The sequence below is a fragment of the Citrobacter amalonaticus genome (genome assembly GCF_037053465.1).
Taxonomy (GTDB): domain Bacteria; phylum Pseudomonadota; class Gammaproteobacteria; order Enterobacterales; family Enterobacteriaceae; genus Citrobacter_A; species Citrobacter_A amalonaticus_H.
Map to the genome: position 1 here is coordinate 222,028 of NZ_JBALIF010000006.1, position 12,192 is coordinate 234,219.

Sequence of the window (12,192 nt, forward strand, 5' to 3'; positions counted from 1 at the left end):
GACCTGCACGGTTGCTCGTCAGATAGCCACTAACCCGCGAACGCCTTCTGACGCCATATTTTCGCCGCGTCCGCGTTGAATAATGCTGCCACGCGACATCAGGAGATACTGGTCCGCCAGCTCTGCGGCGAAATCATAAAACTGTTCAACCAGCAGTATCGCCATATCGCCGCGACGGGCAAGCTGGGTGATCACCTGGCCTATCTCTTTGATAACCGAAGGTTGAATACCCTCCGTGGGCTCATCAAGGATCAGGAGCTGCGGTCGGCTCGCCAGCGCCCGCCCGATGGCAAGCTGCTGCTGTTGCCCACCTGAGAGATCCCCGCCGCGCCGCTGCTTCATCTCGTTGAGTACCGGAAACAAGGCGTAGATCTCCTCTGGCACCGACCTGGCTTCCCGGGAGGAAAAGCGCGACAGCCCCAGCAGCAGGTTCTCTTCGACGGTCAGTCGCGGGAAAATCTCCCGCCCCTGCGGGACATAAGCCACACCCGCCTGTACCCGCTGATGCGGCTTGCGATGGGTAATCTCTTTCTCCTGCCAGATAACCGTACCGCTACGCGCAGGAACCAGCCCCATCAGACATTTGAGCAACGTCGTTTTCCCTACGCCGTTACGTCCCAGCAGACACGTCACCTCGCCGGGCTGCGCGTCAAAGGTGACGCCGCGCAGAATATGGCTGCCGCCATAGTATTGATTCAGTTCCTTCACCTGTAACATCTGCACTCCTTAACGCCCGAGATAAACGTCAATGACCTGTTCATTGGCCTGCACTTCGCGCAGACTGCCCTCCGCCAGTACGCGCCCCTGATGCAGTACCGTGACATGGTCGGCGATGGTTTCAACAAAGCCCATGTCATGTTCCACAACCATCAAAGAGTGCTTGCCCGCCAGCGTGCGGAACAATTCGGCGGTATATTCGGTTTCGGCATCGGTCATCCCTGCGGCCGGTTCATCCAGCAGCAACAGATGAGGTTCCTGAACCAGCAGCATGCCAATCTCCAGAAACTGCTTTTGTCCGTGTGAGAGTAGCCCGGCACGGCGGCTCCGTTCCGCCCGCAGGCGCAGCAGTTCGAGCATCTCATCAATACGGTCGCGCTGTTCGCCATTGAGGGTGGCCCGCAGCGACGCCCACACCGATTTATCGTTTTTCATCGCCAGTTCGAGGTTTTCTTCCACGGTTAACGCTTCAAACACCGTAGGTTTTTGAAACTTACGGCCAATTCCCTGACGGGCGATAGTGATGGGGTCCAGCGTGGTCAGATCCGTAGTCTGGTCATACAGCGCCTTACCGCTTTGCGGTCGCGTTTTGCCGGTAATCACATCCATCAACGTGGTTTTACCGGCGCCGTTAGGACCAATAATGCAGCGCAATTCACCGACGCCGATGTTCAGCGTCAGATCGGTTAACGCCTTAAATCCCTCGAAGCTGACGTTGATGTTTTCCAGTTGCAACACCGGGTCCGTTTGCCGGCGATAGCGGTCGCCCGGCATCTGGCGAGTAAAAAGTCCTTCATCTGGCTGCATTATTTTTCTCCTTTGCGGAACAAACCCATTACGCCACGCGGTAAAAACAGCGTGACACCAATGAAAATAAGCCCCAGAAATAACTGCCAGTATTCCGGCATCATGACGGTGAAGAGGCTTTTCGCGCCGTTGACCCCTACCGCGCCGATCACCGGGCCAATCAGGGTGCCGCGTCCGCCGAGCGCCACCCAAATGGCGGCTTCAATAGAGTTCGTCGGCGACATTTCGCCAGGATTAATAATCCCGACCTGCGGGACATACAGCGCTCCAGCCAGTCCGCAGAGCACCGCAGAGAGCGTCCACACCAGCAGTTTGAAGCCTTTCGGATCATAGCCGCAGAACATCAGGCGGTTTTCCGCATCGCGCACGGCGGTAAGGATCCGGCCGACTTTACTGCGCGCCAGAGCAAAGCCCAGCCACAGTGCCAGCACCAGCAGCACCACCGTTGCCAGAAACAATCCAATACGGGTGGTGGTTGCGGTGATCGGTAATCCTAATAAGGTGGTAAATCCGGTGAAACCGTTGTTGCCGCCGAATCCGGTCTCATTACGAAAGAACAGCAGCATCCCGGCAAAGGTCAACGCCTGGGTCATGATCGAGAAATAGACGCCTTTGATTTTTGAGCGGAAAGCAAAATAGCCAAAGAGCAGCGCCAGTCCCCCAGGAACCAGCACCACCAGCGCCATCGCCCACGCAAAATGCTGCGTTCCCCACCAGAACCAAGGCAGCTCGCTCCAGGAAAGAAAGGACATAAAGGCAGGCAACCCGTCTCCGGATGCCTGACGCATCAGATACATTCCCATCGCATAACCGCCAAGCGCAAAGAAAATACCGTGTCCCAGCGACAGCATACCGGCGTAGCCCCAGACCAGATCCAGCGCAACCGCCACCACGGCGTAACAGAGGATCTTTCCGGCAAGCGTCAGCGTCCATACCGGGATCGCCAGCGGATTTTCAGCAGGCAGTAGCGCCAGAAACGGCAGGATAATCAGCGCCAGCAGGATAAATACCCCCAGCAGTTGACTGACGCGCGGGGCTTTCCGCGCCAGGGTTAACGTCATTGGCATCGTCATTACTCGGTGACCCTCCCTTTTAAGGCAAACAGTCCCTGAGGACGTTTCTGGATAAACAGAATGATCAGCACCAGAATTGCGATCTTCCCAAGTACCGCGCCCATCTGTGGCTCAAGGATTTTGTTGAATACGCCGAGTCCAAACGCGGCGGCCACGCTCCCTGCAAGCTGGCCCACGCCACCGAGTACAACGACGAGGAAGGAGTCGATGATATAGCCCTGACCCAGTTCTGGCCCGACGTTGCCAAGTTGCGACAGCGCAACGCCGCCCAGCCCGGCAATCCCCGAACCCTGGCCGAACGCCAGCATATCCACGCGTCCGGTCGGCACGCCACAGCAGGCAGCCATGCTGCGGTTTTGCGTGACGGCGCGAACGCGCATGCCCAGCCGCGTTTTATTTAATAAAAGCCAGGTGAAGAACAGCACCAACAGTGCGAAACCCAGCACCACAATGCGGTTCCACGGCAACACCAGGTTGGCGTAGACCTGCACACCGCCGGAGAGCCACGCCGGATTAGCGACTTCAAGGTTTTGTGCGCCGAAGGTCATGCGCACCATCTGGATCAGCATCAGACTGATCCCCCATGTTGCCAGCAGCGTTTCCAGTGGGCGTCCGTAGAGATGGCGGATCACGCTACGTTCGAGGATCATGCCTGCCACGGCGGTAAACAAAAAGGCGACGGGCAAGGCGACAAGCGGATAAAAGGCCAGCCACTGAGGCGTAAACTGGGCCATCAGTTGCTGAACCATCCACGTACTGTACGCCCCGAGCATCAGCATTTCGCCGTGGGCCATATTAATGACGCCAAGCAGACCGTAGGTGATCGCCAGCCCCAGCGCCGCCAGCAGCAGCACCGATCCCAACGAGAGCCCCATAAATGCCTGGCCGAGCAGATCGCCGATCGCCATCCTTTTTTGTATGCGTTTGAGACTGTCACTCGCCGCTTCCCGCACGCTGGCGTCTGGCTCATGCGCTTTGTCAGTAAAAGCGTACAGCCGAGTCTGCATTTCCGGGTCGCCGGAGTCCCCCAGCAACGTTATCGCCTGGCGGCGAATGTCGGCAGACGGACTGGCCAGTTGCAGAGAAGCCAGTACGTGGTTCAGACGAGATTTCACCTCCGGATCGGTTTCCTGCGCCAGTCGCTGCTGGATAAACGGCAGCATGGCAGGCTGCGCGTCCCGTTGCAGCGTTTGTGCTGCCGCCACTCTTTTCGTGACACTGTCACTCATAAGTTGATGTGTTGCCAGCGCTCCCGCGACGAGATTGCGCAGGCGGTTCGTCAGGCGCAGCTTTTTCAATTCACCCGCGGGCTGACTCGCGCTTCCCAGTGCCACGGCATGCGCACCTTTCAGGGTGAAAGCCTGTTTTGCGCTGTCATAAAGCACATTTTCCTGGTTTAGCGCCGTCAGGAAAGGCAGACGCTGTTGTTCAGGCGATGCCGCCCACTGCGCAAGCAGTTGCGCCTGGCTGGTCCGGCTGGCGGCGACAAACCTGTCGGCGTCATTAGCCTGCGCAAACCACGGTAAAAGACCGGTTGCCAGCAGCACACCGCGAAGAAAACTCAAGGCTTTCATATCGGGATCTCCAGAAGTCGCCCTCCGTGGGAGGGATAAGAACGTTGACAAACCTTGCGGCGCTTTCGTCGGATGACACCTTACCCGGCCTGCATCGGCTTACCCTTGCTCCGTCCAGGCCCGATAAGCTTGCGCCATCGGGCATTTCGCCGTCTGTCCTGCGAAGGGCTTATCATTAGTTCTGGCGGTTTTCACCGGCTGTTCTGACTTCTTATCGTTGCCTGCAATAAACGGGCTCCACGGCTGGGCGCGAACCGGTTCTTCGGTTTGCCACACCACGTTAAACTGACCGTTGCCTTCGATTTCACCAATCATCACCGGTTTATACAGATGGTGGTTGGTGGCATCCATTGTCAGGGTAAAGCCAGACGGTGCCTGGAACGATTGCCCGGCCATCGCCGCACGGACTTTATCGACATCCGTCGTCCCCGCTTTTTCCACCGCCTGCGCCCACATATGCAATCCGACGTATGTCGCTTCCATCGGATCGTTGGTCACCACGGTGTCGGCATTTGGCAGCTTGTGCGCTTTGGCATACGCCCGGTAATCGTCGACAAATTTCTTGTTGGTGGCGTTATCAACCGATTCGAAGTAGTTCCATGCCGCAAGATTACCGACCAGTGGTTTGGTATCGATACCGCGCAGCTCCTCTTCTCCAACCGAGAATGCGACAACCGGAACATCGGTGGCTTTTAAGCCCTGATTCGCCAGTTCTTTATAAAACGGCACATTGGAGTCACCATTAATGGTGGACACCACCGCGGTTTTACCGCCCGCCGCGAACGTTTTAATATTGGCGACGATGGTCTGATAATCACTGTGACCGAACGGGGTATAAACCTCTTCGATATCCTTATCGGCTACGCCTTTTGAATGCAGAAATGCACGCAGGATTTTGTTGGTAGTGCGGGGATAAACGTAATCGGTGCCGAGCAGGAAGAAACGTCTGGCGCTCCCGCCATCCTCGCTTAGCAGGTATTCCACCGCCGGAATGGCCTGTTGGTTTGGCGCTGCGCCCGTATAGAAAACGTTCGGCGACATCTCTTCCCCTTCGTACTGAACGGGATAAAACAGCAGGCCGTTCAGCTCTTCAAAGACCGGTAATACCGATTTACGCGACACCGACGTCCAGCAGCCGAAGACCACCGCCACCTTATCCTGGCTTAATAACTGCCGCGCCTTTTCAGCAAACAGCGGCCAGTTTGAGGCCGGATCAACCACCACAGGTTCCAGCTTTTTGCCTAATACGCCCCCTTTGGCGTTGATCTCATCAATCGTCATCAGCGCCACATCTTTCAGCGGCGTTTCGGAGATAGCCATCGTGCCGGACAACGAGTGCATGATCCCCACTTTGATGGTGTCGGCGGCCTGAACGCTAAAACTGAGCCCCATTGCGGCAACCGAGGCTGAGAGGGCAAAAGCTTTGAGTAATGTACGACGCTGCATAATTTCACTCCTGAAAATAAAACGGCTGTGAGTTCTGGTGCGATCCGACAAACAACACGGCGCAAAAAGAGATTCAGGAGAGATAAGGCAAAAAGGATGCCAGGATGGTAAAAGAGATGAAAAGAGCGCCCTCGCCCGTACTGAAAGGCTTCAGGCAAGGGATGAACCATGGTGAATCAGCGTTGCATTATTTATGTGCAACGCTGTGTTCATTATTGAGGCAACTCACCAGACCTTGTGGGCCATTTCGGTGATACGTTTAATGAGGCAAAATATTCACGTTTCAGTCACTACCGCTGGCAAATGCGTAGCCTTCATCTTCCCAGCCGGTAATCCCGCCAATCATGACCTTCACCGGCAATCCCAATTGCGCAAGTTTCACCGCTGCGCGGTCAGCGCCATTGCAGTGCGGCCCGGCGCAGTAAACCACAAAAAGCGTTTGCGCCGGCCACTGAGCCATCCGCTCTGCGGAGATCTGCGCATGCGGAAGATGAATGGCGCCGGGGAGATGGCGACGGGCAAACATCTCCGGTTTCCCCACCACGTGCAATAAAACGAAATCCTGCTCTCCGGGTCTGATGCTTTCATACACATCGGCGCAATCCGTCTCCAGACTCAGACGTGTGCGGAAATGGTTCAGGGCTATCTCAGATGCAGCGGCGGGAAATTCGGTGACATAACTCATTGTGCTTTCTCCTCAGGGATAATTGTGTTTACAATAATTTAACCAACCGAGTGAGCTTGCACCGCTGTCAACTATGCCAAAAAACGCCAGGATCATGCCAAAATCAACGCGCCCGCTTGTGGTTGCGCTCGCCTATGACGGACTTTGTACCTTTGAGTTTGGCGTCGCGGTCGAAATCTTTGGTCTGCCACGCCCGGAAATGGGCGATAACTGGTACCGGTTTGCCGTCGCAGCCGTAGAGGATGGCCCGCTCAGCGCCACTGGCGGCGTGCGGATTGTGGTGGATGGCGGGCTGGAGCTGTTAGCGCAAGCCGATATTATTATCGTTCCAGGCTGGCGGGACAGCGATGCGCCGGTGCCGGACGCCCTCTGTGATGCCCTGCGTGCCGCCTGGTCACGAGGCTGCCGGCTACTGTCAATTTGCTCCGGCGTTTTTGTGCTGGCCGCCACGGGCTTACTGGACGGACAAAAGGTCACGACCCACTGGCGCTATACGGAAAAACTCCAGCAGCGTTTCCCGAAAATCGACGTGCTGGAGGATGTCCTCTATCACGACGCAGGCCAGCTATTGACGTCAGCCGGTAGCGCGGCGGGTATCGATTTGTGTCTCTATCTGGTCCGGGGAGATTATGGCCTCGACATTGCCAATAGCGTCGCCAGACGCCTGGTGGTCCAACCCCATCGCGACGGGACTCAGCCGCAACAACTGCTGCGCCCCGTCGCCCGCGATCGTGAAAGCCAGACGCTGGGCCGATTGTTTGATTTTCTGCATCAGAACCTGACGCTCAATCATGACACTGCATCGCTGGCGAAACGTGCGGGAATGAGTCCGCGTACCTTCCTGCGCCGCTTTACTGACTGTACGGGCATGACGCCAGCGCGCTGGATCCTCAACGAACGGTTATTGCGGGCGCGTGATTATCTGGAAAATTCGCCGCTCAGTGTTGAACTGATCGCGGAGCAAACGGGTTTCGGCAGCGCTGCGCTGTTACGTCATCATTTTCGACACACATTTAGCGAATCCCCTTCCCGGTATCGTAAAAAATTTACTTTTCATGGTAAATAATCACTTAATTCAGCTTTTGTTTAGGTTCAATCTGCTATTATCCCTTCACACCAACAGAAATAAGGTAAGCGAGGAAAAACACTAGCCAATAACTGGAGGCAACTATGCTGGGTAATATGACCGTTTTTATGGCCGTTCTGGGCGTTATTTTATTTTCCGGTTTTCTGGCCGCATATTTCAGTCACAAATGGGATGACTAATGAACGACGATAGTTCCACACCGATAAGGCCCCTTGTCGCATGATTGCACAAGGGGCCATTTTTATATGGGCGAGCATAAAAAAAACCGCCGGAAATCCGACGGTGAATGCTTGCATGGATAGATTTGTGTTCTACTTTTTTCGTTGTCCTGCAATCCCTGCAGTAACACCGAATCACACTCACTTTATCATGGCGTTTCTCAATGAATGTTAAACGACGGGATTCAGGACTCGCGAGTTTCTCGCTTCCACTCTTTTTTGCTCTCGCAGCAGGCGGTACGGGAAGGCCACGGCCCGGCTGAGCGCGTATGGTTTAAGTCCTGCGTTTCGGGACGAGAATTCCAGCGTTTCCTCTTTAATTTTTTCCGCTCGACTTGCTGCATACCACCTCCGGCTTTTGCTGTTTTAGTCCATTAATCAACTTGTTAATTGAAATTAGCATAACAAATGCAGACTTATGTCAGGCAACGGCCTGTTTTGTAAAGACGGCGTGCGCCGGCGCATAATTGACAACATTCACAATCCGCTGGTGGTTATCAATAAACATGCAGCGATTTCTGCCCGTCTGTTTTCCCTCGTACATCGCTTTGTCAGCACGCCCTAAAACGGTATTCAACGACTCGCCAGGCCAGGCGCGGGTGACACCGCCGGTGGCGGTAATATCCAGTGTCCCTCCAGGATAATGAACCGGAGTCGCGGCAATGGACTGACACAGACGTAAACCTGCCTGCCTCGCCTCTTCATCACATTTTGCTCTGATGGCAATAACAAATTCCTCCCCACCGTAGCGGTATGGGGTCTCATCATGACGCGTCCAGGCCGTCAGATTAGCCGACAGCATCCGTAACACCACATCGCCCACCAGATGACCGTAAGCATCATTGATCGATTTAAAGCGATCGATATCTAACAGCAACACGTATAAATTCAGCGGTCCTGACTCTTTCAGTTGACGGTCAAAGGTCTCATCAAGGATACGGCGTCCTGGAAGACCGGTTAATATATCCATATTACTGCGTAAATTGACCAGATATATTTTATACTGCATCACATTTGCGGTGAAAGTTAATAAACTTTCCTCAAAGCGTTCGAAATGGGATGTCGTCCAGCATTTTTCTGTCACCGCCTGCATTAATTCACGCCCTGTCATATGCATTTCCATATGCGCCTGCTTTATTTCGTGTACATATTCCCGTTCGTCATTTTTAATGACGGAATGATTTTTCAGCCACTGGCCGAAATGGCACTTGCAATGTGCGCGGGAATCAACAATATCTGGCTGTGACTTATCCCCGGTGACGACACAGCGAAACATTTTCACCAGCCACTGGTAATGCGCGTCAACAGACCGATTCAGATCCAAGAGAATGGTATCAATTTCTACTGTTTTTTTAATCATCGCCGCTCCTTATCACCTTTTCCATTTGTAAAAAGAGTGTAACGAGATAAAAGCAAGGTTATGTCAATTTATTCATAGAAAAGAGGAAAGCCGTGCTTCAGAGCAATATGCTAATTTAAACCCGATACCACCGCCCCAAGCTGGAATTATCTTCTGTCTGTCCACTGCAGAATAACGGTATGGACGGATAACTGAGTCAAAGGGTTAAACAACGGGCTTCGAAAAAGAAGCCCGCATAGCATATCGACAATACGCTCCGCTCGCTTTACCCAAAGGGATTATTCCGCCAGCCCACGGTGTTTGAGCATATGGCTGATGTCCGGGGTATTTCCGCGCCAGGCGGGATAGAGGCTCTCAAGATCCTCGCTGTTTCCGCGTGACAAAATCAGCTCACGAAAACGCTGACCGTTTTCCCGCGTCAGACCACCGTTCTCAACAAACCACTGATAGCCGTCATCCGCCAGCATCTGCGTCCACAAATAGGCGTAATAGCCCGCCGCGTAGCCGCCACCAAAAATATGGGCAAAATAGCTGCTGCGATAACGAGGTGGAATGGCAGGGAGATAGAGTTGCTCATCTGCCAGCCGCTGTTGTTCGAAACAATCGACGTCTTGTTTCGACGCGTCAACCGACAAACTGTGCCAGGCCATATCCAGCAGCGCGGCGCTGAGCAGTTCGGTCATGTCATAGCCCTTATTAAACAGGCTCGCCCGGCGCATTTTCTCCTGGACTGCCTCTGGCATTTTCTCGCCTGTCGCATAATGACGGGCATAGCGGTCAAAGACCACAGGATGACTCGCCCAGTGTTCGTTGATCTGCGACGGAAACTCTACGAAGTCACGCGGCGTATTGGTGCCCGAGAGCGAGGCGTAGCGCTGTGAGGCGAACAGCCCGTGCAGGGTATGGCCAAACTCGTGGAACAATGTAATGACATCGTCCCAGAATAACAGCGCCGGCTGGCCCGCTGAGGGTTTCTGATAATTGCAGACGTTATAAATCACCGGGAGCGTCTCGTTAAGCGTCGATTGCTCGACGAAATTGCCCATCCACGCCCCGCCGCTTTTTGAGTCCCGGGCAAAGAAATCGCCGTAAAACAGCGCCATTCCCTTGCCATTATGGTCAAAAATTTCCCAGACGCGGACATCCGGGTGATAAACCGGAATATCAAAGCGCTCGATAAATTTGATATCAAACAATTGGTTAGCGGTCCAGAACACGCCTTCGCGCAGAACAGTATTCAGTTCGAAATACGGCTTGAGTTGCGATTCATCTAACGCATATTTCGCCCTGCGCACCTGCTCAGCATAAAACGACCAGTCCCAGGCCTGCGCGGTGAATCCGCCCTGCTCATCATCGATCACCTGTTGAATATCGGCCAGCTCACTCAGTGCCCGCTTGCGCGCTGTGGGCACGATTGCCCGCATGAAGGCCAGCGCCGCCTCGGGTGTTTTTGCCATCTGGTCGGCGATTTTCCACGACGCATAGTCTGGAAAACCCAGTAATTTCGCCTGCGTGGCGCGAATAACCACCAGCCGCTGAATCAGTGTCCGCGTGTCGTTTTCGTCGCCCTTTTCTGCGCGCGTCCATCCGGCGTTAAACAGGTTCTCCCGCGTCTGGCGATCGCGCAGCGAACTCAATGCCGGCTGTTGCGTGGTGTTGAGTAACGGAATCAGCCACCCTTCGGTCAGCCCTTTTTCACTGGCCGCCTCGCGCGCGGTGGAAATCTCTTCCGCGCTGAGTCCTTCCAGTTGATGGGCATAATCCACGACCAGTCCACCGGATTTGTTCGCCGCCAATAGCCGCTGGTTAAACTGACTGGTCAGGGTCGCCGCCTCTGTATTGAGCGCCCGGAGCGTGGTCTTATCCGTGTCGCAAAGTTTTGCCCCGGCAAGAACAAAACGCTGATGCATCACCTCGGTCAGGCGCACGGACTCGCTATCGAGACCTGATGAATGACGCTGTTGCCAGACCAGGTCGACGCGGGCAAACAGCGCGCTGTTAAGCCAGATATCGTTCGCCAGTTCAGCCAGTTCTGCAGAAAACGCTTCATCAAGACGCTGAAGTTCATCGCTGGTATGTGCGGCGGTCATGGCGAAGAAGACACTGGTTACGCGCGTGAGCAGTTCGCCGCTTTTCTCCAGCGCCAGCAGCGTATTGGTAAAATCCGGCGCATCGCTATTGGCAATAATGGCGGCGATGTCCGCACGCTTCTGCTTCATCCCTTCGTCAAATGCGGGACGGTAATGTTCGATCTTAATCAGATCAAAGCGCGGAGCCTGATACGGCAACAGGCTGTGGGTAAAGAACGGATTCGTTAACGACATCTTTCACTCCTGAAAACGATTTGTTCATTAGAGTAGGCTTCATGGTCTAAGACCGCAATCCTGTAAACCAGCATTACCCGCGAGGGGAATCGCGTGCTATGGTAGTACCACGTAAAAAGCGTTGAGGAACAGTGAGATGATCGTTTTAGTAACCGGAGCAACCGCAGGTTTTGGTGAATGCATTACACGTCGTTTTGTTGAGAACGGGCATAAAGTCATTGCCACTGGTCGTCGCCAGGAACGTCTGCAGGAACTGAAAGAGTCGCTGGGTGATAATCTGTATATCGCGCAACTGGATGTCCGTAACCGTGCAGCCATCGAAGAGATGCTGGCATCCTTACCCGCCGGGTGGCGTGACATCGACCTGCTGGTCAACAACGCCGGTCTGGCGCTCGGTCTTGCACCGGCGCACAAGGCCAGCGTTGAAGACTGGGAAACCATGATCGACACCAATAATAAAGGGCTGGTTTATATGACCCGGGCCGTTCTGCCGGGCATGGTGGAGCGTAACCGCGGCCATATCATCAACATTGGCTCTACGGCGGGTAGCTGGCCTTATGCCGGTGGCAACGTCTACGGCGCGACGAAAGCGTTTGTTCGCCAGTTCAGCCTGAATCTGCGCACAGACCTGCACGGCACCGCCGTTCGCGTTACCGATATTGAACCCGGTCTGGTTGGCGGCACGGAATTCTCAAACGTTCGCTTTAAAGGCGATGATGATAAAGCGGGTAAAACCTATGAGAACACCGTCGCCCTGACGCCGGAAGATGTGACTGAAGCCGTCTGGTGGGTCGCCACACTCCCTGCGCATGTCAATATCAACACGGTAGAAATGATGCCTGTCACCCAGTCCTTCGCCGGACTGAGCGTTCATCGCAGTTAATTTTGCCTCCCGGCCTGC

General features: G+C 54.6%; 10 protein-coding genes and 1 pseudogene. 3 read left to right on the forward strand and 8 right to left on the reverse strand.

The features are described 5' to 3' along the window. Positions 1-18: 18 nt before the first annotated feature. From urtE to WB371_RS12560, 6 genes and pseudogenes are all read right to left on the reverse strand, one after another. Positions 19-717 (reverse strand): urea ABC transporter ATP-binding subunit UrtE, encoded by a 699-nt coding sequence (gene urtE, locus WB371_RS12535; protein WP_336220395.1) that lies wholly within the window; start codon positions 715-717, stop codon positions 19-21. Between the two features lie 9 nt (positions 718-726). Then, a complete protein-coding gene (urtD, locus tag WB371_RS12540) occupies positions 727-1,524 on the reverse strand; it encodes an urea ABC transporter ATP-binding protein UrtD (RefSeq protein WP_336220396.1) in 798 nt (265 codons plus the stop codon). Beyond that, a complete protein-coding gene (gene urtC, locus WB371_RS12545) occupies positions 1,524-2,597 on the reverse strand; it encodes an urea ABC transporter permease subunit UrtC (RefSeq protein WP_336220397.1) in 1,074 nt (357 codons plus the stop codon). Before urtC ends, urtD begins: the two co-directional genes overlap by 1 nt. Further along, complete coding sequence (urtB, locus tag WB371_RS12550) at positions 2,597-4,171, reverse strand: urea ABC transporter permease subunit UrtB (protein ID WP_336220398.1); 1,575 nt, start codon at positions 4,169-4,171, stop codon at positions 2,597-2,599. The genes urtC and urtB overlap by 1 nt, the downstream gene beginning before the upstream one ends. A gap of 186 nt (positions 4,172-4,357) precedes the next feature. Continuing rightward, positions 4,358-5,617: pseudogene (urtA, locus tag WB371_RS12555) on the reverse strand (urea ABC transporter substrate-binding protein); the annotation flags it as partial. A 283-nt stretch (positions 5,618-5,900) separates the two neighbouring features. Further along, positions 5,901-6,302, reverse strand: coding sequence for a rhodanese-like domain-containing protein (locus WB371_RS12560; RefSeq protein ID WP_336220399.1), 402 nt, complete (start codon positions 6,300-6,302; stop codon positions 5,901-5,903). A gap of 73 nt (positions 6,303-6,375) precedes the next feature. On the opposite strand from WB371_RS12560, the gene ftrA reads away from it, so the two are divergent. Beyond that, entirely contained in the window at positions 6,376-7,368 is a 993-nt protein-coding gene (ftrA, locus tag WB371_RS12565) for a transcriptional regulator FtrA (RefSeq protein WP_336220400.1), read from the forward strand. A gap of 104 nt (positions 7,369-7,472) precedes the next feature. After that, positions 7,473-7,568, forward strand: coding sequence for a protein MgtS (mgtS, locus tag WB371_RS12570; protein ID WP_336220401.1), 96 nt, complete (start codon positions 7,473-7,475; stop codon positions 7,566-7,568). A gap of 460 nt (positions 7,569-8,028) precedes the next feature. Here mgtS and WB371_RS12575 read toward each other — a convergent pair whose 3' ends face one another. Next, positions 8,029-8,967 (reverse strand): diguanylate cyclase, encoded by a 939-nt coding sequence (locus WB371_RS12575; protein ID WP_336220402.1) that lies wholly within the window; start codon positions 8,965-8,967, stop codon positions 8,029-8,031. Positions 8,968-9,245: 278 nt separating this feature from the next. Continuing rightward, entirely contained in the window at positions 9,246-11,291 is a 2,046-nt protein-coding gene (gene dcp / locus WB371_RS12580; RefSeq protein ID WP_336220403.1) for a peptidyl-dipeptidase Dcp, read from the reverse strand. Between the two features lie 136 nt (positions 11,292-11,427). On the opposite strand from dcp, the gene ydfG reads away from it, so the two are divergent. Further along, positions 11,428-12,174, forward strand: coding sequence for a bifunctional NADP-dependent 3-hydroxy acid dehydrogenase/3-hydroxypropionate dehydrogenase YdfG (ydfG, locus tag WB371_RS12585; protein ID WP_336220404.1), 747 nt, complete (start codon positions 11,428-11,430; stop codon positions 12,172-12,174). The last annotated feature ends 18 nt before the right edge of the window (positions 12,175-12,192 follow it).

Excerpts from the sequence above, each read along its gene's own strand:
- urtE (WP_336220395.1), bottom strand. The coding sequence starts at position 717 with ATGTTACAGGTGAAGGAACTGAATCAATACTATGGCGGCAGCCATATT.
- urtD (WP_336220396.1), bottom strand. The coding sequence starts at position 1,524 with ATGCAGCCAGATGAAGGACTTTTTACTCGCCAGATGCCGGGCGACCGC.
- urtC (WP_336220397.1), bottom strand. The coding sequence starts at position 2,597 with ATGACGATGCCAATGACGTTAACCCTGGCGCGGAAAGCCCCGCGCGTC.
- urtB (WP_336220398.1), bottom strand. The coding sequence starts at position 4,171 with ATGAAAGCCTTGAGTTTTCTTCGCGGTGTGCTGCTGGCAACCGGTCTT.
- WB371_RS12560 (WP_336220399.1), bottom strand. The coding sequence starts at position 6,302 with ATGAGTTATGTCACCGAATTTCCCGCCGCTGCATCTGAGATAGCCCTG.
- ftrA (WP_336220400.1), top strand. The coding sequence starts at position 6,376 with ATGCCAAAAAACGCCAGGATCATGCCAAAATCAACGCGCCCGCTTGTG.
- mgtS (WP_336220401.1), top strand. The coding sequence starts at position 7,473 with ATGCTGGGTAATATGACCGTTTTTATGGCCGTTCTGGGCGTTATTTTA.
- WB371_RS12575 (WP_336220402.1), bottom strand. The coding sequence starts at position 8,967 with ATGATTAAAAAAACAGTAGAAATTGATACCATTCTCTTGGATCTGAAT.
- dcp (WP_336220403.1), bottom strand. The coding sequence starts at position 11,291 with ATGTCGTTAACGAATCCGTTCTTTACCCACAGCCTGTTGCCGTATCAG.
- ydfG (WP_336220404.1), top strand. The coding sequence starts at position 11,428 with ATGATCGTTTTAGTAACCGGAGCAACCGCAGGTTTTGGTGAATGCATT.